The 23,036-nt window shown below is 37.6% G+C and carries 24 protein-coding genes; 18 read left to right on the top strand and 6 right to left on the bottom strand.

Translation table 11 applies throughout. The features are described from left to right. The first annotated feature begins 96 nt into the window (after positions 1–96). Together AC2YJL_RS21920 and AC2YJL_RS21915 are read left to right on the top strand one after the other, a co-directional pair. Complete coding sequence (locus AC2YJL_RS21920; protein ID WP_195695691.1) at positions 97–1,380, top strand: nucleotide sugar dehydrogenase; 1,284 nt, start codon at positions 97–99, stop codon at positions 1,378–1,380. Between the two features lie 66 nt (positions 1,381–1,446). Further along, positions 1,447–2,154, top strand: a complete 708-nt coding sequence (locus tag AC2YJL_RS21915) for a WecB/TagA/CpsF family glycosyltransferase (protein ID WP_013059779.1) — start codon at positions 1,447–1,449, stop codon at positions 2,152–2,154. Between the two features lie 36 nt (positions 2,155–2,190). On the opposite strand, the gene floT is transcribed toward AC2YJL_RS21915, so the two are convergent. Together floT and AC2YJL_RS21905 are read right to left on the bottom strand one after the other, a co-directional pair. Next, positions 2,191–3,720, bottom strand: coding sequence for a flotillin lipid rafts scaffold protein FloT (floT, locus tag AC2YJL_RS21910; RefSeq protein ID WP_251568949.1), 1,530 nt, complete (start codon positions 3,718–3,720; stop codon positions 2,191–2,193). A 20-nt stretch (positions 3,721–3,740) separates the two neighbouring features. Then, a complete protein-coding gene (locus AC2YJL_RS21905) occupies positions 3,741–4,274 on the bottom strand; it encodes an NfeD family protein (protein WP_195695693.1) in 534 nt (177 codons plus the stop codon). Positions 4,275–4,905: 631 nt separating this feature from the next. Here AC2YJL_RS21905 and AC2YJL_RS21900 point away from each other — a divergent pair. Beyond that, positions 4,906–5,958, top strand: coding sequence for a glycosyltransferase family 4 protein (locus AC2YJL_RS21900; protein WP_013059776.1), 1,053 nt, complete (start codon positions 4,906–4,908; stop codon positions 5,956–5,958). A 38-nt stretch (positions 5,959–5,996) separates the two neighbouring features. Here AC2YJL_RS21900 and AC2YJL_RS21895 read toward each other — a convergent pair whose 3' ends face one another. Both AC2YJL_RS21895 and AC2YJL_RS21890 read right to left on the bottom strand, forming a co-directional pair. Further along, a complete protein-coding gene (locus AC2YJL_RS21895; RefSeq protein ID WP_045293761.1) occupies positions 5,997–6,995 on the bottom strand; it encodes an LCP family protein in 999 nt (332 codons plus the stop codon). Between the two features lie 195 nt (positions 6,996–7,190). Beyond that, positions 7,191–7,826: a YigZ family protein gene (locus tag AC2YJL_RS21890; RefSeq protein ID WP_013085443.1), complete on the bottom strand. Its 636-nt coding sequence runs from the start codon at positions 7,824–7,826 to the stop codon at positions 7,191–7,193. 439 nt (positions 7,827–8,265) lie between these two features. Here AC2YJL_RS21890 and AC2YJL_RS21885 point away from each other — a divergent pair, with 439 nt between their 5' ends. The 15 genes from AC2YJL_RS21885 (at position 8,266) to cudC (ending at position 20,137) form a co-directional block, all read left to right on the top strand. Continuing rightward, entirely contained in the window at positions 8,266–9,414 is a 1,149-nt protein-coding gene (locus tag AC2YJL_RS21885) for a sensor histidine kinase (protein WP_013059773.1), read from the top strand. Positions 9,415–9,491: 77 nt separating this feature from the next. Then, complete coding sequence (locus tag AC2YJL_RS21880; RefSeq protein ID WP_013059772.1) at positions 9,492–10,175, top strand: response regulator; 684 nt, start codon at positions 9,492–9,494, stop codon at positions 10,173–10,175. 422 nt (positions 10,176–10,597) lie between these two features. Beyond that, positions 10,598–10,987: a flagellar export chaperone FliS gene (gene fliS / locus AC2YJL_RS21875; RefSeq protein WP_195696993.1), complete on the top strand. Its 390-nt coding sequence runs from the start codon at positions 10,598–10,600 to the stop codon at positions 10,985–10,987. Positions 10,988–11,134: 147 nt separating this feature from the next. Further along, positions 11,135–11,572: a YaaR family protein gene (locus AC2YJL_RS21870; RefSeq protein WP_028409681.1), complete on the top strand. Its 438-nt coding sequence runs from the start codon at positions 11,135–11,137 to the stop codon at positions 11,570–11,572. Between the two features lie 106 nt (positions 11,573–11,678). After that, entirely contained in the window at positions 11,679–12,524 is an 846-nt protein-coding gene (locus AC2YJL_RS21865) for a DegV family protein (protein ID WP_050690870.1), read from the top strand. Positions 12,525–12,603: 79 nt separating this feature from the next. Beyond that, positions 12,604–14,112 (top strand): ATP-dependent helicase ComFA, encoded by a 1,509-nt coding sequence (locus AC2YJL_RS21860; RefSeq protein WP_251568952.1) that lies wholly within the window; start codon positions 12,604–12,606, stop codon positions 14,110–14,112. Positions 14,113–14,165: 53 nt separating this feature from the next. Then, positions 14,166–14,801, top strand: coding sequence for a ComF family protein (locus AC2YJL_RS21855; protein WP_230933797.1), 636 nt, complete (start codon positions 14,166–14,168; stop codon positions 14,799–14,801). A 61-nt stretch (positions 14,802–14,862) separates the two neighbouring features. Further along, positions 14,863–15,276, top strand: a complete 414-nt coding sequence (locus AC2YJL_RS21850; RefSeq protein WP_050690872.1) for a TIGR03826 family flagellar region protein — start codon at positions 14,863–14,865, stop codon at positions 15,274–15,276. 159 nt (positions 15,277–15,435) lie between these two features. Further along, on the top strand, positions 15,436–15,690 hold the full coding sequence (gene flgM, locus AC2YJL_RS21845) for a flagellar biosynthesis anti-sigma factor FlgM (protein ID WP_014457790.1): 255 nt from the start codon (positions 15,436–15,438) through the stop codon (positions 15,688–15,690). A 21-nt stretch (positions 15,691–15,711) separates the two neighbouring features. Then, positions 15,712–16,173 carry a flagellar protein FlgN gene (locus AC2YJL_RS21840; protein WP_251568977.1) on the top strand — a complete coding sequence of 154 codons (462 nt, stop codon included), beginning with the start codon at positions 15,712–15,714 and terminating at the stop codon, positions 16,171–16,173. An 18-nt stretch (positions 16,174–16,191) separates the two neighbouring features. Further along, entirely contained in the window at positions 16,192–17,712 is a 1,521-nt protein-coding gene (gene flgK, locus AC2YJL_RS21835; RefSeq protein ID WP_251568953.1) for a flagellar hook-associated protein FlgK, read from the top strand. 2 nt (positions 17,713–17,714) lie between these two features. Continuing rightward, positions 17,715–18,596 carry a flagellar hook-associated protein FlgL gene (gene flgL, locus AC2YJL_RS21830; RefSeq protein ID WP_195695696.1) on the top strand — a complete coding sequence of 294 codons (882 nt, stop codon included), beginning with the start codon at positions 17,715–17,717 and terminating at the stop codon, positions 18,594–18,596. An 81-nt stretch (positions 18,597–18,677) separates the two neighbouring features. Further along, positions 18,678–19,100, top strand: coding sequence for a flagellar assembly protein FliW (fliW, locus tag AC2YJL_RS21825; protein WP_050690875.1), 423 nt, complete (start codon positions 18,678–18,680; stop codon positions 19,098–19,100). A 24-nt stretch (positions 19,101–19,124) separates the two neighbouring features. Beyond that, a complete protein-coding gene (gene csrA / locus AC2YJL_RS21820) occupies positions 19,125–19,355 on the top strand; it encodes a carbon storage regulator CsrA (protein WP_013085431.1) in 231 nt (76 codons plus the stop codon). Positions 19,356–19,582: 227 nt separating this feature from the next. Then, the gene (gene cudC / locus AC2YJL_RS21815) at positions 19,583–20,137 is read left to right on the top strand and encodes a choline uptake/conversion transcriptional regulator CudC (RefSeq protein ID WP_195695697.1); all 555 of its coding nucleotides are present in this window, start codon (positions 19,583–19,585) and stop codon (positions 20,135–20,137) included. Between the two features lie 42 nt (positions 20,138–20,179). Here cudC and gbsB read toward each other — a convergent pair whose 3' ends face one another. Further along, a complete protein-coding gene (gbsB, locus tag AC2YJL_RS21810) occupies positions 20,180–21,382 on the bottom strand; it encodes a choline dehydrogenase (protein ID WP_251568954.1) in 1,203 nt (400 codons plus the stop codon). A gap of 21 nt (positions 21,383–21,403) precedes the next feature. Then, positions 21,404–22,894, bottom strand: coding sequence for a betaine-aldehyde dehydrogenase (betB, locus tag AC2YJL_RS21805; protein ID WP_251568955.1), 1,491 nt, complete (start codon positions 22,892–22,894; stop codon positions 21,404–21,406). Between the last annotated feature and the right edge of the window lie 142 nt (positions 22,895–23,036).

The following is a 23,036-nucleotide window of genomic DNA, read 5'->3' as shown; positions in this document are numbered from 1 at the left end:
GTTTTTATATAAATGCTATCATGAAATGACATTTTTCGATATAATATCAGATAGGTTTTATTTATTAAGCATGTCATATAAAGGAGATTTTCTGCAATGACAAAGAAATTGTGTGTAGTTGGTTTAGGATATATAGGTTTACCGACAGCTGTTATGTTTGCCAATCACGGCTTATATGTACATGGTGTCGACGTAAATGAAAAAGCAGTAGAATTAATTAAAAATAAGCAACTTCATATAGAAGAAAACGGCTTACAAGAACGTTTAGAATCAGCAGTTGACAACGGCCACTTTACGGTAGGCACAACAGCTGAAGAGGCGGATATTTTTATTATTGCTGTACCATCACCAATTAATGAAGATAAAACGGCAAACTTGAACTATGTTCGAGAAGCGACAAAATCGATTGTTCCTTACGTTCGTAAAGGAAATTTAGTAATTTTAGAATCCACAGTTCCTCCGCGTACAGTAGAAGACGTTATGCTACCTGTGCTAAAAGAAACTGGTTTAGAATTAGGCAGGGAGTTATTTGTTTCTCATTCACCTGAACGCGTTATTCCAGGAAAAGTATTTGAGGAACTAGTAAATAATGACCGTATTGTCGGTGGTATTAACGAAGAGTCTAGTCGTTTGACTGTTGAGCTTTATAAAACATTTGTAAAAGGAAATATTCACGTAACGGATGCTACTACAGCTGAAATGGTGAAAGTAATCGAAAACACATATCGTGATGTGAACATTGCGTTTGCAAATGAGCTGGCAAAAATCAGTGAAAAAATTGGTGTAAATGCGTGGGAAGCGATCAAGTTAGCGAACTATCATCCACGTGTAAACATTCATTTACCAGGTCCTGGTGTAGGCGGCCACTGTATTGCTGTTGACCCTTGGTTCTTAACGGAGCTTCAGCCAGAACTGGCAAAAATTATTTCTCTTTCTCGTCATACAAATGATTCAATGCCTGAATATACAGCATTGAAAACGAAAAGCCTACTAGATGAAAAGGGCATTCAGCATGGACGTGTAGCTGTTTTAGGTTTAGCTTTTAAAGGAAATATTGACGATATGCGTGAAAGTCCATCAACAGATGTACTTCATCATTTAGAAAAGCTGGGCGTCGATTACACAGCATTTGATCCTCATATCAAAGAGAATAAAATCGAACGTCAGACGCAAAGTTTGGATGAAGCTGTTGCACATGCGGATGTGATTCTTATTTTAACAGATCATAATGAGTTCAAAGAGCTTCTTCCATCAGCTGTTGAAAATCACATGCGTACAAAAGTTATTTTTGATACGAAAAACTGCATTCAGCGTGATCAATGGAAAGCAGCAGGCTTTGACGTAGTGTTACTTGGTGATTCAAAAGTTTCTACTTTATAAAAAGACGGGCTGAACAGCCTGTCTTTCGTTTGTAAAAAACTAAAAAATCAACATACGGGTGATTTAATGAAGGAAAACATCTTAGGAATAGACGTTTGTAGCGACACGTACGATGAGCTAGCGGTAAAGTTACTTCAGGATATAGATAAAGGCCGAAAATCATTTATTGTAGCAATCAACCCTGAAAAAATTATGAAAGCACAAGAAGACAGGGAATTAAAGTCACTATTAAATCAAGCGACTTATCAAATTCCAGATGGAATCGGTGTGATTTTAGCTTCAAAGCTCAAAAAGGGACGTATTCGTGAGCGTGTAACGGGTATTGATATGATGCTGAAGCTGTGTAAAGAAGCAACGAATAACGGTAAAAGAATTTTTTTATACGGAGCCAAGCCTGGAATTGCAGATGAAGCCAAAGCTAAGTTGGAAGAGATGTTTCCAGGGATTTTAATTGTTGGAACATTAAATGGCTATGAAAAAAATGAAGAAGTCATTGAACGTACGATTAATGATTCAGGAGCAGAAATTGTTTTTGTGGCTTTAGGCAGTCCAGCCCAAGAAAATTGGATTATTGCTCATAAAGAGAAACTTAATCCTTCTGTTTATCAAGGCGTAGGGGGCTCGTTCGATGTTATTTCAGGACGATTGAACCGAGCACCTGCTGTTTTTCAAAAGTTTGGTTTAGAGTGGCTTTATCGACTGTTAAAAGAACCATGGAGATGGAAGCGTCAGTTAGAATTACCTAGGTTTCTTCTTCGAGTGTTAAGAGGTTAAAAAAGCATGCGGATATAATCCGCATGCTTTTTATTTTTAGATATCTTCTTTCTTGTTTTGCTGCTTGATTTCATCCGTTAGTTCGTGCAAGCTTTGTCTCACATTTCCTTTTCCGGAAAAATTTTCAATCAATTCCTTCACATCTATACCTGAGGATGCTTTCAGCGATTCTTGAAGAGAAGACATTAAGTTTGTTGCATAGCCAGTCACTTTATTAGCTCCGCTGTTTTCACCGTTGCTTCCTGTATCCACAACTGTAATTTTGTCGATATTTGCTAAAGGACTTGCAACTTGTTTTGCATATTCAGGAAGCATCTTGATAATCATATCTAAAATAGCCGCTTGACCGAACTGCTCGAATGCTTCAGCTACTTTTTGTTTAGCTTCAGCTTCAGCTAAACCTTTTAAGCGGATAATCTCAGCTTCAGATTCACCTTGGGCACGCTGAGCTTCAGCCTTTGCTAAACCATCAATTCGAACGCGTTCAGCTTCAGCTTTAGCCATTGCTTCAATTCGATATTTGTTGGCGTCTGCTTCAGCAAGCTGTTTGGCTTTTTCAGCTTCTGCGGATTGCTCAACAGAGTAACGATCTGCATCTGCTTTCTTTTTTACTTCAGAATCGTATTGACGCTCACGACGAAGAATTTCTTTTTCTTCTAATTCAATTTGTTTCTGACGTTCAATGATGCGGATTTGCATTTCTTGTTCTGTTACATCTTGTTTCGCGCGAGCTGTTTCTAGATCATATGCTTGGTCAGCACGAGCTTTGGCAATATCTTGTTCGCGACGATATTCAGCGGTTTTTAACTGATTCATTTTTTCAGCTTCCGCGATTTCTGTATTTCGCTCAAGCTCCGCTTTTTGGGCATCTTTATGAGCCTCAGCACGCTTGATTCTTGTTTCTTTTTCAGCTTCCGCTGTTGCAATGTCAGCATCTCGCTTAACTTGAGCAATACGAGGTTTTCCTAGAGATTCTAGATAGCCGTTCTTATCCCGAACGTCTTTAATTGTAAACGATACAATAATTAATCCCATTTTAGCTAGATCTTGTGAAGCTACGCGCTGCACTTCTTGAGAGAATTTTTCACGGTTTTTATAAATTTCTTCTACCGTCATAGACCCAAGAATCGAGCGAAGGTGACCTTCTAAGACTTCTCTAGCTTCGGTTTCGCGATCTTCTTTTGCTTTGCCTAAAAACTGCTCAGCGGCCGTTGCAATTTCTGAAATAGAACCTCCAATTTTGATGATTGATACCCCATCAGCCATAACAGGAACACCTTGTTCTGTATATACTTCAGGTGTAGATACTTCCAGTTTGCTTGACAGTAAGCTCAGAGGCTCAGCCTGCTGAAAAACTGGCAGCACAAACGTACCGCCTCCGCGAACAATTTTAATGCGGTTTCCGGATTCGTCGACGTGCACGTTTTTACTTCCCAGATAGCTTCCTGTTACAATTAACGCTTCATCTGGACCTGCTGTACGGTATTTTGTAATAAATACGGCAATCAGCGCAATTAATAAAAAAACAACAATTCCAACGACAATTAATATAGGTGTTGAAAACATAAAACTCCCCCTAATACTATTTATAATGAGTGATTGGTCATAACTTCTTCATAAATCACAACGAGTGCGTTGCCCCTTTGTATATCTACAACAATCACTTTGCTGCCTAAAGGTATAGCAGTGTTTTTAAAGCTGGCAGCGGGTTTGGAAATAGTGCCGCTAACCCCTTCGATAAATACTTCTCCATAACCATCTGCAGGAACGGAAGTAATAATGGTACCAAGTCTTCCTTTTAACGAATCTTCAGTAAAAGCAAGAGACTCTTCAGCCGATGATAAAGGAATCAATACAAAAACGTTGAGCAAAATAACGAGTAGAAGGGCAATAAGAGCGGAAATCGAAATAATCCAATAATTTTGCAATGACGTATAGGCGAACAAATATCCACTAGCACTAAAGAATGTTAAAAAAGAAAAAAGAAGAGTGGGGTTAAAAAAAGGTATCGCTTCAGATAATCCATCTAACAAATCGCTAAATAAAATGTATAAGAAGGTGAGACTTCCGCAGATAATTAATCCATACAAATACACTGTTTGAACAGATAGACCGAACATAGTTCATTCAACACCCCCTTTATGTAAGATGATTAATGCTGTTTCTACTATGTATTACGAACCGTATCGAAAAAAAGTTTCATTTTTTTTGATAAAATTCCTTTTTTTGTTTAATTTTATCTCTATCCATTTCACTATATTTTAACTTTTAAATGATATAAGATAAGGACAACGATTCAGTGAATGTGGTTTGAAGTAGTGGACATGCATAGGTCAAAAGTTTGTTCATATAATGAGTGGGGCCATGTGAAATAAAAATAAAGGTTTAAATATGCTTAATAAAAAGGAAAAAGAGTTAGAGATGACGAATAAATTAGACGAAAAGGGGGGAGTTCGTTTATATTTTAATAAAGTATAGTAAAGAAAATGTTCTACATAAAATAACCACATAAGAATAAAGTAAATCAGCTGTTTATACACCAAAAAATACAGTTCTTTTCTATTGATAGTTTGTAAATGTGCTAATTTTTGAGAATAAATTTCTATTTAAGTAGTAGAATCATTGTGATATAATCCATTTTGGGAATAAGTAAGTAATTATTGTTATACGCAATTTGAAATACTATCCAATTATATAAAGTTGGATACATTTTTTATGGTTTTGGTTAACATAAACCTGAGGAGGGTCTCCATGCTATATTTGACCTTGTTTATTTGTTTTATTACATCTATTCTGATCACTCCGCTGGTTAAGAAGCTGGCGTTTAAAATAGGTGCAACGGATAAACCAAATCAACGAAAAGTTCATCAAAAAATTATGCCTCGCCTTGGAGGTTTGGCGATATTTTTTAGTTTTCTTATTGGATACCTCGTTTTACAGCCTGACAGTAAATATGCGCTGCCGATTTTAATCGGAAGCATCATTATCATCATTACCGGTGTGTTAGATGATATGATTGAGCTATCCGCTAAAATCAAATTAGGCGGTCAGCTAGTAGCGACATTAATTGTTGTTGTATACGGTGGAGTCCAAATTGACTTCATTAACTTGCCGTTTGGCGGAAAATTAGAATTCGGAATGTTAAGTATTCCAATTACGGTATTATGGATTGTAGGAATTACCAATGCTATTAATTTAATTGATGGATTGGATGGATTAGCTGCCGGCGTTTCCTCTATTGTATTGATTACCATCTCGGGTATGGCTATTATGATGGGCAATGTGTTTGTGACAAGCATGGGTTTCATCGTATTGGGAAGTACGCTCGGATTTTTGTTTTACAACTTTCACCCCGCTAAGATTTTTATGGGGGATACAGGAGCATTATTTTTAGGCTATATGATTTCTGTATTGTCTCTGTTAGGATTTAAAAATGTAGCGGTTATTTCCTTCATTGTTCCAGTTATTATTTTAGGGGTACCAATTTCAGATACGTTCTTTGCTATTATTCGCCGAATCGTAAAAAATCAACCGCTATCGGCTCCTGATAAATCTCATTTGCATCATTGCTTGTTGCGCTTAGGGTACAGCCATAGACAAACGGTTTTAATTATTTACGGAATGAGTGCGATATTTGGTTTAGCGGCAGTTATCTTCTCAAAGGTACAAACAATGTGGGGGTCTTTTCTTGTACTAGCTATCCTCCTTGTAGCGATTGAAATTATCGTTGAAAAGATAGGACTAGTTGATAAGACATATAGGCCAATTCTCAACATGGTTCGTGGACTTCGTTTAAAAAATTAATTAAAAAGACCTCTTGGATATCCAAGAGGTCTCTTTAATTATTCTGTTGTATCTGAAGTTGATTCAATGCCTAAATGCTTGCGGAGCTTTTCACTTACTTTTTCCACTGAATCATTGTCTAGTTTAAAGTAGTACACGCCGTTAATTTTTTCATCGCTGCCGTCTAAGTTAATGGTTTCGATGTCTACTTTTTTCGAAGCATAATCATAAAACGAAAGCATTTCACCGAACATTAAATTCGTTTTCATATTATCGCCAACAGCTTCGATAAGATTGCCATATTTATTTAGTGATCCAATGGAAGCAGCTTTTTTAATCATGGCTTCAATCAACTGCTGTTGTCTTTTTCCTCGCTCAATATCGTTGTCTTGTTTTCGTGTTCGAGCAACAGCTAACGCTTCTTCGCCATTTAAATGTTGATTTCCTGGTTTTAAGACAATAGCATTATGACGATCTTTTGAGTCCTTTTCACTCATCGCATAAGGTACATCAAAATCGATTCCCCCAAGTGAGTCTACAATGTCTGTGAAAGCTTTAAAATTCACTTTAACATAGTAATCAACAGGGACATTAAACAGCTGTTCTACCGTTTCTACCGTTGCTTTTGGACCTCCGTACGCATGCGCATGAGTAATTTTATCTTTTTTGTTCACTTCAGGTATATAAACCCGCGAATCTCGAGGTATGCTTACAAGCTTTACGGTTTTATTTGTTTCGTTAAAGGTCGCCAAAATCAAAGCATCTGTACGGGCTGATTTTCCGAACTTCCTGGTTTCACTATCATCTACGCCCATAAATAAAATGGATATATCATCTTTTTTGGGATCGATTTTACGATCACGCATAGGAGAGTTATCCCGTTCTCCGAGTCCTTCATAAGAATCAGAAGCTACTGTTTTAGCTTTAACAAATAAATAAGAACCATAAGCGGTTGCAGAAAGCCCTAAAATAAGGATAGGTAACAGAAAAAATGTAAAAAGCCTTCGTTTTCTTTTCCGTTTGTTTACTCTTTTTTGAAAACGTCTATATTGAGCCATACGGTTTCTCCTTTTATTCGTATATTCGAACACTTATTGTGATACTTAGTATGTGTTATAAATTGGAATGTATGAATCAAACTCGTTAAAGCTATACGTCTTTACGAGGTTTTTACTCATTGACAAGTAGCGCAACCATCAGAATAGTTGCGCTATCTATCAATTGTACAATGTTTTTTAATAAGAGTAAATAATTCATTCTACATCTTCTTCTAAATAGGTCGTCTCACCTGCTCGGATATCTGCTTGGCCGTTTGTTAGCTCAGTCATCCATTCAGTAAATGCTTCTGTTTGAGCTTCTTCTACAAATGTTTCAATCTCTACCATGTCTGCGTAGTGGATTTCTTTTAATAGATAAACGGAACTGCGAAGCTCATTTTCTAATTTTCCAAGCCATGTATAGTCAACGGTTGTATGCATAACCGCCATGAGAGTTCGTTTGACTGTACCTAATTCATTTAACGCTTCGGAAACGGATTTTCCATACGCGCGCACCAAGCCACCTGCGCCCAATTTAATGCCTCCGAAATAGCGCGTAACGACGACCACCGTATCTTTTAAGCCTCTCTTTTTAAGCACTTCTAACATCGGTACGCCTGCTGTTCCACTTGGTTCTCCATCATCGTTTGCTTTTTGAAATTGATCTCGTTCTCCTATTAGGTAAGCTGAACAGTTATGAGTAGCATTCCAGTGCTGTTTTTTAATGTCTTGAATAAATTGCTGAGCTTCTTCCTCAGTTGTTACACGTTTCATATGACAAATGAATCTAGATTTTTGAATAGTGATTTCATGTGAACCTTCTTGTTTTACGGTATAATATTGTGATAACAATCAAAAAATCCTCCTTAGCGTTATAAATAGAAGAAAAACGGGTATTTACGTACTGTTTACTTGCTATTAGTATAAAATGTTTATGAAAAGACATCAATTAATCAAATTCAATATCACTTGAACAAGCTATACAGAATATACGTTATAATAAAAGAGTGTGCAGACTTGTATAGCTAAATAATGAAATGATTTAAACAGGCAGTTAGTCACTGTTGAAGAGTGAGCGTAAATGGTAATCTATTCAAATAACGCGAGTCAAGCGTCGATTGATGTCGAGTTTGAGGGTACTAAAAACAACCGTTACTTTTTGGATATAAAAAGTCAGATAGGGAGAAAATATGGATCTTATCCTCACAATTCAGATAGGTCATACGAATACTATATATAGCATGAACGTATAGACATTTCTCCGAATGTGAGTATAGTTTGGGGTGAGTAAATGTCGAAACATAAATTAACAAGCAAGGCACTTGATGAAATTTTTGAGAAGATTATTGGCACAGTGGGAGATAGTAAAAATGAAGTCTATCGCCTTTCTGAAGATGCCAGACAAGAATATCAGCAAATTAAAGAAGAGTTAGAAGTGTTAAAAGGAAAAGTTCTTGAGACGATAGAGCAAGGCGATAAATTAGAAACTCAGGCAAGGTTGGCTCGAAAGCGTTTGTCTGATGTGAGCCGACATTTTCAAATTTATTCAGAGCCTGAAGTAAAAGACGCTTATGAAAAAGCACACGAATTACAAACCAAGCTGCTGATGAATCAGCAAAGCGAATATCAGCTGCGTAATCGTCGAGATGAACTAGAAAGACGCTTGCTTACATTGGAAGAAACGATTAAACGTGCAGATCACCTAGTAGGTCAAATTTCCGTTGTGTTAAATTATTTAACAAGTGATTTAAAACAAGTAGGGGAAATAGTAGAAGATGCTATTCAAAAAGAGTATTTTGGCTTTCGGATTATTGAAGCTCAGGAAGAGGAACGAAAACGTTTGTCAAGAGAGATCCATGACGGCCCAGCTCAAATGCTTGCAAATGTTATGATGAGATCGGAATTAATTGACCGAATTTACCGGGAACGTAGTGCAAAAGAAGCGATGGAAGAAATTCGAGATTTACGAAAAATGGTTCGTTCTGCCCTATACGAAGTGCGTCGAATTATATATGATTTAAGACCGATGGCACTTGACGACTTAGGTCTAATTCCGACGCTGCGTAAATATCTTGATACAATCGAAGATTATAACGAAGGCAAGCCTCGGATTACGTTTATTTCCATTGGACAAGAGAAGCGAACTGCTTCAAAATTAGAAGTAGCGCTGTTTCGTCTAGTGCAAGAAGCTGTAACGAACGCATTAAAACATGCAGACGCGACGGAAATCCAAGTGAAGATAGAGTTCAACAATGAACACGCTATTTTGCTTGTCAAAGATGACGGCTGCGGTTTTAATCAAGAAGAGAAAAAAGAGAATTCGTTCGGCTTAATAGGAATGAAAGAGCGTGTTGATTTGTTAGATGGGACTATTTCTGTTCATTCGAAAATTAACCAAGGCACGCTTGTTATGATTAAAGTACCGATTATAGCCGCTTAAAAAGGCAGAGATATGTATATAAATAGGGGTCAGTATAGAGTAAAACATTTGTTGTTCGATTTGGGGAGGAATCAAACATGCAGACAAGAATTATCATAATCGACGATCACCAATTATTCCGTGAAGGAGTAAAAAGAATTTTAGATTTCGAAAAAGATTTTGAAGTAGTTGCAGAAGGTGACGACGGTAGCGAAGTTATTGACCTTGTAGAAGAACATCAACCTGATGTTGTAATCATGGATATTAACATGCCGGCTGTAAATGGTGTAGAAGCTACGAAAAAGCTTGTAGAAGTAAATCCGGACGCTAAAGTTATTATCTTATCTATCCATGATGATGAGACATATGTAACTCATGCCTTACAAACAGGTGCACGAGGCTATCTGCTAAAAGAAATGGATGCGGATGCGTTAATTGAGGCGGTGAAAGTAGTTGCAGAAGGTGGTTCATATTTACACCCTAAAGTAACACATAGTTTAGTAAAAGAGTACCGTCGACTAGCAGCTCAAGGACAATCGTCTTCTTATCCGCACGAACCAATTGAGATTCGCCGTCCACTACATTTGTTAACACGTCGTGAGTGCGAAGTGCTACAACTGTTAGCTGATGGTAAAAGTAACCGAGGAATCGGAGAAGCATTATATATTAGTGAAAAAACCGTTAAAAACCATGTAAGTAATATTTTACAAAAAATGAATGTAAATGATCGTACTCAAGCTGTTGTTGTGGCAATTAAAAACGGCTGGGTAGAAGTAAGGTAAGTCCAAAAGTCTGATATACCGCTAGGTATATCGGACTTTTTTTTTCTTTTTATAACTTTTTTTGAAATTGTGGGTAAAAAGTCATGTTTAATGAGAGAGGAAAACAACCGATAAGTTAAAGGTAGAAAATATCTTTTAGGAAGGCGAAGGGTGATACCTTTGTGCATTTACTTGTCCTTCAACTTCACTTAAGCAGAAAGGAAATCTTAAGGATCCTACAACCTTCGAAGAAAGCATCCATACCTCCAACCAACGTTCATCAAGTTGATGCATGCTCTTGTAAAAGAAGGTCTTTAATACATTCAGATACATATGAGGCCGTAGAAGAATTTATTCGAACCTCAACTGGTGTCCTTTAAAAATTTAAAAGCTAGCTTTTAGTGAAATAAATAGAAAACGGATTTAAAGAAGACAAGAAGGTGATGAAGCTGAATTTTATAACGGAAGAATTAATCTATCATAAATCTCCGCAAGAGCTAACAGCTATGATGTATGAAAAATTTATTCAAAATATTGATGAAGCTGTTATAGCAATTCAACACAGCGATTATTTTATAGCGAATGAAAAAATTAAACAGTGCAACGATATTTTATATCGGCTAGGAATTGGCTTAACATATCAAGCAGGTATCATTGCAGAGCAGTTAGCTACTCTTTACAACTATATGTCTGAGCGATTAATTATGGCTAATTTAAAAAAAGATACGTTTATTTTATGTGAAGTTCAACAAATGATGAAGAAGCTTTCTAACGTTTGGAATGAAGTATTAAAAGCAACGCCTAAAGTTACCTCTACGCCCCGAAAAATATGAACAGCATATAAGTATCACTCTTAGCTAGAGGATAATCATTATATCCACGCATCGGATGCCTCTCGAAACTTTCACCTAATCAAGCTGGCGCATCTAAAAGTCTAAATTGAATGAAGTGTATGCTAACAGAGAAAGGAGAGATACATAGTGGAGGTACAGCGAATTAACGGTCTTTCTTCTTCAGTGAATCTCATTAGAGAAAAAGAAGTAAGTGGTTCGGGTTCATTTACAGGAGTAATGGCCAAGAAACAAAAAGAACTAACCAATGAACATTTAACTCAAGTGATAAATAAAATTGAAGAACAGGGAAAGCAGTTAGTGAAAAATCAAACTATTGATTCTTTGCGGAAATACAAGACGCTTGTGAAGCAGTTTATGAACGAAGTCGTTAAAAATGGTTTTGAACTGCATGAAGAAAGAGGGTTTAATCATAGAGGAACGACTAAAGTATATAAATTAGTGAAAGAAGTGGATACAAAACTAGTTGACTTGACAAATGATATCCTTCAAAAAGAAAAAAACAGTTTAAATTTACTCAAGCGGGTTGGAGAAATTCAAGGTTTGTTAATTAATATGTATACGTGAGGGAACCTTTACTAAGAGGTAAACCTCTCGTTACATGCATTTTAATCCTAAATGTTGTAGAATAGAGTGAAATTATTTTATATAACAAAGGATGGATCCCTATCTTATGAAAACAGCAATTATTACAGATAGTACCGCCTATATATCAGAGGAAATTCGATCAAACTATCATATACATATGGTACCGCTAAGCGTTATTTTTGGTGAAGAAACATATCGTGAAGAAGTAGATATGACTGCCGATCAATATTTTGAAAAAATTAAAGAAGCAAAAAATCTTCCAACTACTTCTCAGCCTGCTATCGGAGAATTTGTAGAGTTGTTTGAACAGTTAAAACGAGATCAATTCGACGCTGCTATCGTTATTACGTTATCTAGTGGAATTAGCGGAACGTATCAGGGTGCTTTGACAGCAGGTAGCATGGTAGAAGACTTTGACGTGCACGTATTTGATTCGGAAATCAGCTGTATGGTTCAAGGCTTTTATGCGATTGAAGGAGCCGAGATGGTCCGATTAAATAAACATCCTGACGAAATCATTGCGCGTTTTGAAGAGATGAAACTATCAATGCGTGCGTATTTTATGGTAGATGATTTATCTCACTTGCAGCGTGGAGGTCGCCTAAATGCTGCTCAGGCTATTATCGGAAGTCTGCTTCAAGTAAAGCCCGTGCTCCATTTTGAATCTAAAAAAATTGTTCCGTTTGAAAAAATTCGTACGCGTAAGCGAGCGTTAAAACGAATCACGGAGCTTCTTGATGAGGATGCAAAAGAAAACGTACCTATGAAGGCTGTAGTTATTCATTCTAATCGTGAAAATGAAGCAAAAGAAATTCAACGAGAGTTAGAACAAGAATATCCTTATATTGAATGGAGCCTTTCTTATTTTGGGGCTGTCATTGGCACACATTTAGGTGAAGGTGCCATCGGTATAGGCTGGTATAAAAAGTAACCGAAAACCAAATCATTTGATTTGGTTTTTTTGCAGGAAAAAACATCTTTTTTTGCGTATATAGATGTGTACGATAAACATGGAAAGGAATGAAGATATGCTTTTTACTGTTAAACAAGAATTGCTAGATCCTGTTCAAGTACCTAGCCCATCTGCTTTTCCTCTCTCAAAAATCAATACGTGGAGAACTCCACCTTTAAATCCTTCATACCCTTACTCTTTAGGTCTTCAGCGCTCTCTAAGCGGAAAGCAGCTTCTACTAACTCAGACTCCCTATCCTTTATCTCTCATTCATGAACATTATCTAAACGGATATATTTCCTATCAAAAAGCACTTACCCAGAAAGAAAACGGATATAAATGCAACCGGTGTGGAAGTGATAGCCCCTTTTATTTTGCTTCATTTCCATGCAGTAGATGTCACCAGGAGTGCTACTATTGCCGAGCATGCATTGTAATGGGCAAAGTAAGTGAGTGCACACCCTTTATAAACTGGGAAGGCCCAGCAAGCAATGTCCTGCCAAAAAGCAGCGTGATGAATTGGAAAGGAACGCTGTCTAAAGCTCAAGAACGTGCTTCAAATGAACTCATTCAAGCTATAAAAAAGGATGAAGAGCTGTTAATTTGGGCTGTTTGCGGAGCAGGAAAAACGGAAATTTTATTTAAAGGTATTGAATCAGCGTTGAACAGCGGAAAGAAAGTCTGTATTGCTACTCCAAGAACAGATGTGGTTATTGAGTTAAAGCCAAGAATTCAATCGGCATTTCCGGATATATCTGTGCTGGCTATGTATGGAGGCAGCGAAGACCGTTTTCATGAATCCTCTCTTATTATTTCCACCACTCATCAACTTCTGCATTATTATCAAGCATTCGATGTGCTGATTATTGACGAAGTAGATGCATTCCCGTATTCGACAGAGCCTATGCTGCACTATGCTGTTGCAAAAGCAGCTAAACACGCTGCATCAAAGATTTATTTAACAGCGACTCCAAGTGAATCATTAAAAAAAGAAGTTGAGCAAGGAAAAAAACAAGTAGTTAAAATTCCAGCCCGCTATCACCGAATGCTTATTCCTATTCCTCGGTTTGAATGGTGTGGCAATTGGAAGAAAAAAATGAAAACAGATACTTTGCCTGCTAATGTTGAGAAATGGCTGAAAAAAAGAATAAATGAAGGGAAACAATGCTTTATCTTCGTCCCGCAAATTAAGTGGATTACTCCGATCACAGACATGATTCGAAAGCTGACCGAAAAGGTAGACGGTGTCCATGCTGAAGATTCCCAGCGAAAAGAAAAAGTAATGAAATTTAGAGAAGGACAGCTAGTTATTTTAGTAACGACAACAATATTAGAGCGAGGCGTAACGGTTCCCAACATAGATGTTGCAGTATTGGGAGCAGAAGAAACGATTTTTACTGAAAGTGCTCTGGTCCAAATTTCAGGAAGAGTAGGGAGGAGCGCTCAATTTCCAACAGGAGACGTGGTCTTTTTTCATTATGGGCAGTCTTTGTCTATGCGAAAAGCAAAAGAACATATTGAATATATGAATGCTCTAGCTTATAAGGAAGGGCTGATTGATCAATGACAATATGTCTGATTTGTTTTGAACCTCTTGTCTCTTCTTTCGATTGGAGGTCATTGTTAAAACCTTCTTCAACGGACAGGATTTGCGCTGTTTGCTTGCAAAGATGTCCCATCATCACCAGCAGCATTTGCAGGGGATGCGGCCGTTCTCTTGCAGACCTGGCTCCTTCTCATTATGAGCTAGACACATGTATGGACTGTCAGAAATGGAATGATGCTTCTTTTTTTAACCGTTCTCTTTATACGTACAATGATTTTATGCAAAGCATAATAGAACGTTTTAAATTTCAAGGAGATTATGAAATTATCCAAGCATTCAAAGAGCAGTGGTATAAGTTCTATAAAAAAGAATGTAATCCAAAAGCTATACTAGTTCCTATACCTTTAACGGACGAGAGATTATATGAGAGAGGGTTTAACCAATCTTTAGCGCTAGCTGAACTGATCAGTGACAACATAGAAATGCCTCTTGTTCGCTGTTCAGGAACAAAGCAATCAAAAAAAAATAGGCGAAGTCGGCTGGCAGAAAGGCTGGAATTTAAAGTAGTCGATTCCTCAATGGTTACGAATCAAGAATTTCTCTTGATTGATGACATTTATACAACAGGAGCAACCGTGCGCCAAGCGGCAAATTGCTTGCAGGAAGCTGGTGCACGTTCAGTTCGTTCGCTCACTTTAATTCGTGCATGAAGATGTATAATTTAAAACTTTGACCGATAGTAAAATAAAAAACAAATGAGGAGTTTCGAATATGGGAACGTTAGATAATTGCAGGGAATGCGGTCATTTATTTGTAAAAAATGGATCAATAAACATATGTAAATCGTGTTTTGATAAAGAAGAAGCTCTGTTTCAACGTGTTTCTTCATTCTTGAAGAAAAGAGCAAATCGTACAGCAACGACTCACGAAGTGATGAAAGAAACGGGCGTTTCAGATTCGTTAATTCATCAATTTATTCGACAAGGTCGCTTAGTGCTAACTAATTTTCCAAACATAAGCTATCCATGCATGCAATGCAATGCTCAGATTCGAGAAGGGAAACTTTGCTATTCATGCTCTCAAGAAATTAAACATGGGTTAGAAAAGCATAACCGTGAGATGATTCGTTCAAATGAAGAGCCGACGCGTCCCACCTATCGTTCTAACGAAAGGAAAAAAGAGTAAAAGTATGCTGAGTGTTTGCAGGTTCTCTATCTATAGACCTATGTTTAAGGAGGACTGTGAAAATGGTCTCAACTTCCTTGCCGATGCTAAAGGTTTAGATGGAAATTCCGATATAATGAATAGAGATAACGGATACAAATATAAAAAGAGGTGAGAGAGATGAAGATTAACCCATCGAACTTATTTGGAATAAATCCGTACAAAAAACAATCAGAAAAAACAGAACAGGTCTCTAAAAAGAATCCACAAGATCAGATTCATATTTCATCTGAGGCGAAGAAACTTCAGGGAAATGAACCATCTCCAGAAAGACTTGAAAAATTAGAGAAACTAAAACAGCAAATTAACAGCGGAACGTACGAAATTAACGGAAAAGAAATTGCTAAAAGTATTGTAGATTTCTATAAAAAATAAAAGGACTGACATTGATTGAACGTGCAAGAAATTCAAACGATACTAGAAAAACAAGTAACGCTTCACAAAAGTTTGTCTGTCATTGTTAAAGAGAAAACGAATTTCATTATTAACCAGGATGTAAAGGCATTGACGGCTTCTTTGCAAAAAGAGCAATCTCATATAGCTGCTATTTCTGCACTGGAAACAAAACGTATAGAAGTGATGGAAAAAAGCGGAAATGCTGCTCGCTCCATTGAAGAAATAGCAGGCTCATTCTCTGAATACTCCATCTTGATACCCTTTCAAAAACAACTAATAGATATAATTCAAGATATAAAGTATGCAAATGACTTGAACAATCAGCTGCTTACACAGTCTTTGCAGTTGATTCATACCGAACTAGACCTTCTTGTTCCATCGAAACGAGAGGATTCGTTCAATTACACAAAAACAAATAATAGATCGTTTCAGTCCAACTCTATTTTTAATTCGAAGGCATAAAGAACGGAGGAAAGCAGAATGAGTTCAACATTTCATGGTTTGCAGGTGGCTAAACGAGGAATGGATGCCCAACAAGCGGCTCTTTACACGATTGGCCATAACGTATCTAATGCAAATACGCCGGGCTATACGCGTCAGCGAGTAAGTTTAGAAACGTTCCCAGCTTATCCAGCCCCAGGGATGAATCAGACTGGAACTGCGGGTCAAATAGGAATGGGAGTAGAAGCCAGCACGGTAGAGCGAATACGGGATACATTTTTAGATACTCAGTATCGAGATGAAACCATTAAAGTGGGGTATTGGGATGCACGCGCTGGTGCTCTTGAAAAAATGGAGGAAATTATGAATGAACCTACTGAAGATGGACTTTCAGCTGTTTTTAATCAATTTTTTGAGTCCATTCAAGATGTAGCTTCACACCCTTCTGAAGCAGGAGCCAGGTCTGTTATGATTGAACGAGCTGAAGCAGTAGGCGATACCTTCTCTTATTTATCTACTTCTCTAAAAACGATTCAAGGCGATTTACAAAACGAGCGTGACGTAGCCGTAACACAAGTGAATTCTTTGCTAGAGCAAATAAATAACGTGAACCAACAAATACAAAAGGTAGAACCGAATGGCTATTTGCCTAATGATTTGTATGATGAAAGAGATCGGTTGCTAGATGAGATCTCTAAATTTATGCCGGTTTCTTTAGAGTATACAAAAAGCAGCGGGAACGCTTCTGCAACGTCAGAAGGAGTGGTAACAGTTCAGCTTCAAGCGTCTCAAGGGCCTATTACTCTTTTAGATGGGAAAACTCATCAAGTAAATGCCATCAGTTTGGCAACAAATCAAGATTCCTATGTGACGGAAATTCATATAGGGGATGAGATACGGAACCCTGAGTCATTTCCTCAAGGAAAACTTAAAGGGTTAATTGAGGCTTCTGGATATATAGATAATAGTGGTAATAAAACAGGTGTTTACGCTTCAATGATTGATGATTTAGATGAAATGGCATATGAGTTTGTGAACTGGTTTAATGATAAGCACCAACAAGGTGTCACGCTAGATGGTGAAACTGGTATGTCCTTTTTTAATGAGATTTCTCAGAGAGAAGGGGCTGCAACTGAAATTGTTATTGCTGATAAAATTAAACAAAACACAAACAATATTGCTGCTGCTTCGGCCTCCTCTGGAGATGATGGAACTGGCCGCAAAGGAGATGGACAAAATGCTCAGCTATTGTCTCAATTTCGTCAAAAGGTGCTTATTAATTCCGGGAATCAAGCTGTTTCCCTAGATGGCTTTTATCAATCTGTTATTGGCCAAATGTCAGTAGATGCCCAACAAGCCAACCGCTTAAAAAGTAATTCAGAAACCCTTCAGGGAGCTGTAGAGCAAAGGCGACAGTCTATCAGTGCAGTTTCATTAGATGAAGAGATGACCAATATGATTCAGTTTCAGCATGCTTATAACGCTAGTGCCCGTATGGTGACTATGATTGATGAAATGCTTGATAAAATTGTAAACGGTCTTGGAACTGGAGGAAGGTAAAGATGCGCGTCACACAAGGAATGTTAGCGGCTAATTCGTTAAAACAGATTAGCAATAGCTATAATAAGCTGGAAACACTTCAAAACCAATTATCAACGGGAAAGAAAATTACTCGTCCTTCCGATGACCCGGTAGTGGCTACTAAAGGAATGGCTTATCGTTCGAATCTTTCTGAAGTAAATCAATATAAACGTAATTTAACAGAGGCACAGTCTTGGTTTGATAGTTCAGAATCAGGACTTGAACAAGTCAACTCCATTCTTCAGCGCACTAAAGAGCTGGTCGTGCAAGGGTTAAACGGTACGAATGAAAGTGATGACCGCCAAGCGATTGCACGTGAAATTGAACAGTTAAAGCTGGATTATATGCAAGTAGGCAATACGCAGGTGGCAGGAAACTATATCTTTAACGGTGTAAATGTAGGAGCAGCGCCTATAAGTGAGAGTGCAAGCGGTATAATAGAATCGAACATTAACCTGGATCCTTTTTCAGTTGAAGTATCAAAAGGTATCCAGCTGAGAGTCAATATTCATCCTGAAAACATTTTTGGACAAGGTGCATTCGACTTAATGAACAATGTTCAAACAGCCTTTGAACAAAACGATGTCAACTCACTAAAAGATCTCTCTACACAGGTAGATACGCAGCTGTCTACGCTATTAGCAGAGCGATCTGAATTGGGAGCAAGGAGCAATCGGCTTGAGCTGATCGAAAACCGCCTTGATTCACAGGAAATTACAGCTACTAAGATGCTTTCAAATAATGAAGATGCAGATATTGAAAAAGTCATTACGGATTTAACCGTACAAGAAAGCGTGCATCGTGCTGCTTTAGGAGTAGGGGCTCAAATTATTCAGCCTACGCTGCTAGATTTCTTGCGTTAAAAAGTTCCTTCTAAACAGAAGGAGCTTTTTTACAATGAAAAAAGATAACAAGAAAAAATCAATTAGCAAAGGTGTGATGAGATGAAAATTTCAACAAGCTACCATGGAGATATAGAAATAGATAATCAGCAAACACTGACATTCAATCAAGGGATTCCAGGTTTTTTGGAAGAAACTGAATTCGTTATTTTACCACTTCCCGAAGCCGAAGCTTTCCAAGTTCTGCAGTCTATTCAAACCAAAGAATTAGCTTTTATTATCACGGATCCATTTCAGTTTTTTTTAGATTATGATTTTCAACTAGAACCTCAGGAAATCGAAAAGCTTCAATTACAACAAGCGGAAGATGCAGCTGTTTACGTATTGCTTACGATGTCAGATTCTGTGGAAAATATAACGGCTAATTTGCAGGCTCCTGTTATTATTAATACAAAGCAACAGCTTGCTAAGCAAGTGATTTTAATGAATACAGCTTACGAAACGAAGCACAGGTTATTTGAGTAAGAGGAATAGATAAGGAGTGAGTCCATGCTTGTTTTAACACGAAAGTTAAATGAAACAATCAAAATAGGTGATGAAATTGAAGTGACCGTCCTTGCAGTTAATGGTGATCAAGTAAAGTTAGGAATTCAAGCTCCAAAGTCTGTAGATATTCATAGACAAGAGATTTATGAAGAAATACGTAACGAAAATAAAAGTGCTTCTCAAATTACATTACATGCTATTGATATGCTAAAACAATTACCAAAAAAGAAATAAAACGATCAGTTAGAAAATAATCAAAAATATACGGTATAAATAATATCTAAATCGGGAAAGATAAACATATAGTATTCCCCACTATGTCTTAAGCCTTTCTCTTCAAGAGAAAGGCTTCTTTTTTATCAAAAAATTAAACTGAATTTCTGTTTTTTTCCTTTTTATCGTGTATCATTAAATTTATTAAGTATAATTCAAATAAATTTAACAAAAGAGGAGAAGAGTAAATGAGTGATGTTCAAGAGTATCATGATTTATTAAAAGAAGCAGAAGATGTGGTTGTCAGCGCTTTAGCTGATACGATGGATTTATATGGGGTCACACCTTCAGTAGGAAGGCTGTATGGCATGCTTTATTTTATGGATGAGCCGGTTACGTTAGATCAAATGAGTGAAGAATTGGGTATGAGTAAACCAACGATGAGTACATCCATTCGTTCACTGCAAAATATTGATATGGTCCACAAAGTGTGGAAAAAAGGTGTTCGAAAAGACTTATATGAAGCAGAAAAAGATTTTTCTAAGTCCTTTTTTTCATTTTTCTGTAAGAAGTGGCAAAGAGAAATTTCAGTTAATTTAGAGGCAATCGAAGAAGCGGAAAACAAGCTGCAGCTTCTCTTAAATGATGAAGATGTGCCTGAGGAGATCACAGTAAAAGCAAAGCGTAATTTAGCGCAGATTATAGAGTCCAAACATTATTATCATTTCTTGAAAAAAGTAGTGAAAGTTTTTGACGACCGAAGAATCATCGATATTTTAAATGAAGAATTAGCGAAAGAGTAAATAAAAAAGGCTGTTGAAAAATCAACAGCCTTTTTATCATTTTTATACGGTTAATGGTGTAGCTTCAAAACAGCGGTTATAAATCCATTCGTAACTTTTTACAGTTAAATCACGAGGGTTACCAACCGTTTGTGGATCATTAAATGCTTCTTGAGCTAAGCGAGAAACTGCTTCTCTTGGAACACCTTGTTCTTCTAGAGAAGGGATTTGTACATCTTTAACTAGTTGATATACTTCACGAACAGCTGCTTGAGCTGCTTCTTCAAGCGTTAATTCATGTGTATTAACTCCTAAAGCTTGAGCTATGCGCGCAAATTTTTCAGGCTCGCCCATCCAGTTATATTCCATTACAGGACCTAGCATAGCTGCTACGCAAGGGCCATGGGCAATTGGATAAATGCCTCCTAATGTTTGTGCCATCGCGTGAGCTGCTCCTGCAGATTCACTTCCATATGAAAGGCCAGCAAGCATAGCTGCATGCGCCATTCCATAGCGTGCTTCGATGTCCTGTCCATTTGCAACTGCACGTCGTAAGTATTTTCCAACGTACTCAATAGCCAATAAAGCAACAGAGTCTGTCATTGGTTGTGCAAAGTGACATGTATAACATTCAATTGCATGAGCTAATGCGTCAATTCCTGTACCGGCCGTAATATGTGAAGGCATAGATACGTGCAGTTCTGGATCAATAATTGTTAAGTGAGCAGCAATTAAAGGTCCACCTGTATTAAACTTAAACTCACGAACAGGATCTGTAATAACAGCCCATTGTGTGACTTCACTTCCTGTACCCGCAGTTGTAGGAATAGTTGTTAAAGGAGGGATACGTTTTGTTAAAGGTTTTTTTCCTTCAGCTGCTTCATAATCTAAGACGGGAGCATTATGAGCTACTTCTACACCAATAGCTTTTGCCGTATCCATTGAGCTTCCGCCTCCAACAGCTACTAGTCCGTTGCATTCATTTTCTTTGTACATTTTTGTGCCGTCTGCTACTACGTGAATAGAAGGGTTGGCTTCTACTTGGTCAAATAAAACAACGTCTACGTCCGCTTCTTTTAAACTAGCGATTACAGGGTCTGCTAAACCTACTTTTTTTACACCAGGATCTGTTACTAGTAAAACCTTAGATACACCTAGGTTTTTTACTTCTTCTCCAGTATGCTTAACAGCACCAATTCCATGTTTTACAACCGTTGGCATCTCAAAACTTTTTAAACGTTCCATTCTTTCAAATCGCATAAACATCTTTACATTCCCCCTTGAATTTTATTGAAACCAGCGCATTGGCTGTGGATTTGTATTCGTATAAATATGTTTAATTTCCGTATATTCTTCTAGCCCAATGTGGCTAAGCTCTCTTCCAATCCCAGATTGCTTATATCCTCCCCAAGGAGCCTGCGGGAAGTAGGGATGATAATCGTTAATCCAAGTTGTTCCCATACGGAGGGCTTTCACTACACGTTCAGCTCGATTCATATCACTTGTCCAAACAGCTCCAGCTAATCCATAGATTGTATCGTTAGCAAGTGCGACTGCTTCTTCTTCAGTGCTGAAGCGCTCAATTGTCATAATCGGACCGAATGACTCTTCTTGGACAACTTTCATATCTCCATGACAGTCTGTAAAAATAGTTGGTTCAATGAATAAACCTTTTTGTAAAGACTCTTGAGTTGGACGCTTGCCTCCTAAAACAAGAGAAGCACCTTCTTGTTTGCCAAGCTCAATATAATATTCCACTTTAGCTAGATGTTCTTTTGAGATAACGGGTCCCATTTGAGTGGCTTCGTGCATGCCGTCCCCTAGCTTAATTTTTTTTGCTTGTTCAATAACCGCTGAAACAAATTTATCGTGAATATCATCTTGAACGAGTAATCTCGCACCAGCTGAACAAACTTGACCAGCATGAAAGAAGACCGCATTTAATGCATAGTCAACCGCAGTGTCAAAGTCAGCGTCAGCAAAGACGATATTCGGATTTTTCCCACCGAGTTCAAGAGCGATTTTTTTGAAGTTGCCTGCGGCAGCCTGCATGACTTTACGTCCAGATACACCGCCACCTGTAAAGGAAACTAAATCTACTAAGTGACTTTCTGCCATTTCTTGTCCAACCGTCGCACCCGGGCCGAGTACAATGTTAATGACGCCTGCTGGAAAGCCAACTCTTTCAAAAATTTTCATCATATGAATAGTTGTTAAAGGGGTGATTTCGCTTGGTTTAATAACAATTGTATTCCCAGAAGCAAGTGCCGGAGCCAATTTCCAAGAGGCTTGCAATAAAGGGTAATTCCAAGGAGTAATTTGGCTGCATACACCTACAGGTTCGCGGACAACGCGGCTAACAGAATCGGGATTAGGTGACTCAATCATTTGTCCACCATCTTTATCTGCTAATCCAGCATAGTATTGAAAGACATCAGCAATCCCATCCATGTCTGCCAGGCTTTCAACGAGGGTTTTTCCAGTATTTAAGGTTTCAAGTTTAGCGAGTTCTTCACGATCATTACGAATTTCTTCCGCTACTTTAAATAGTAAAGAACCTCTTTGGGCCGCTGTAAATTTAGACCATTCACCTGCATCAAAAGCTTTTCTAGCTGCTTCAATAGCTTCTACAGTATCAGCACGATTTCCTTCTGTAACGACAGCGATAACCTCTTGATTAAAGGGGTTTATAATCTCTCTTTTTTCGCCGCTGCGTGCTTCAACCCATTGGCCGTTTATGTGCATTTTCTCAAGCGTAAGTGTTTGTTCCAATAGCATCGACCTCCAAATAATAGAATTTGTTAAATTTATATTTAACGTTCTTAACAATTCGAATTATAGCATCGGCTATTTAATTTAGTCAAATACAAAAAATTTAAATGTTCTGAATTTAAATTGATTTTCTTCTCTAATTAAGAAC

It is taken from the genome of Priestia sp. SRI_019 (genome assembly GCF_057586255.1).
This window is presented reverse-complemented; position numbering and strand designations above follow the sequence as displayed.

Bases quoted from the DNA above. Each gene is read 5' to 3' on its own strand.
- AC2YJL_RS21920 (WP_195695691.1), top strand. From the start codon at position 97: ATGACAAAGAAATTGTGTGTAGTTGGTTTAGGATATATAGGTTTACCG.
- AC2YJL_RS21915 (WP_013059779.1), top strand. From the start codon at position 1,447: ATGAAGGAAAACATCTTAGGAATAGACGTTTGTAGCGACACGTACGAT.
- floT (WP_251568949.1), bottom strand. From the start codon at position 3,720: ATGTTTTCAACACCTATATTAATTGTCGTTGGAATTGTTGTTTTTTTA.
- AC2YJL_RS21905 (WP_195695693.1), bottom strand. From the start codon at position 4,274: ATGTTCGGTCTATCTGTTCAAACAGTGTATTTGTATGGATTAATTATC.
- AC2YJL_RS21900 (WP_013059776.1), top strand. From the start codon at position 4,906: ATGCTATATTTGACCTTGTTTATTTGTTTTATTACATCTATTCTGATC.
- AC2YJL_RS21895 (WP_045293761.1), bottom strand. From the start codon at position 6,995: ATGGCTCAATATAGACGTTTTCAAAAAAGAGTAAACAAACGGAAAAGA.
- AC2YJL_RS21885 (WP_013059773.1), top strand. From the start codon at position 8,266: ATGTCGAAACATAAATTAACAAGCAAGGCACTTGATGAAATTTTTGAG.
- AC2YJL_RS21880 (WP_013059772.1), top strand. From the start codon at position 9,492: ATGCAGACAAGAATTATCATAATCGACGATCACCAATTATTCCGTGAA.
- fliS (WP_195696993.1), top strand. From the start codon at position 10,598: ATGAAGCTGAATTTTATAACGGAAGAATTAATCTATCATAAATCTCCG.
- AC2YJL_RS21865 (WP_050690870.1), top strand. From the start codon at position 11,679: ATGAAAACAGCAATTATTACAGATAGTACCGCCTATATATCAGAGGAA.
- AC2YJL_RS21860 (WP_251568952.1), top strand. From the start codon at position 12,604: ATGGAAAGGAATGAAGATATGCTTTTTACTGTTAAACAAGAATTGCTA.
- AC2YJL_RS21850 (WP_050690872.1), top strand. From the start codon at position 14,863: ATGGGAACGTTAGATAATTGCAGGGAATGCGGTCATTTATTTGTAAAA.
- flgM (WP_014457790.1), top strand. From the start codon at position 15,436: ATGAAGATTAACCCATCGAACTTATTTGGAATAAATCCGTACAAAAAA.
- flgK (WP_251568953.1), top strand. From the start codon at position 16,192: ATGAGTTCAACATTTCATGGTTTGCAGGTGGCTAAACGAGGAATGGAT.
- flgL (WP_195695696.1), top strand. From the start codon at position 17,715: ATGCGCGTCACACAAGGAATGTTAGCGGCTAATTCGTTAAAACAGATT.
- fliW (WP_050690875.1), top strand. From the start codon at position 18,678: ATGAAAATTTCAACAAGCTACCATGGAGATATAGAAATAGATAATCAG.
- csrA (WP_013085431.1), top strand. From the start codon at position 19,125: ATGCTTGTTTTAACACGAAAGTTAAATGAAACAATCAAAATAGGTGAT.
- cudC (WP_195695697.1), top strand. From the start codon at position 19,583: ATGAGTGATGTTCAAGAGTATCATGATTTATTAAAAGAAGCAGAAGAT.
- gbsB (WP_251568954.1), bottom strand. From the start codon at position 21,382: ATGTTTATGCGATTTGAAAGAATGGAACGTTTAAAAAGTTTTGAGATG.
- betB (WP_251568955.1), bottom strand. From the start codon at position 22,894: ATGCTATTGGAACAAACACTTACGCTTGAGAAAATGCACATAAACGGC.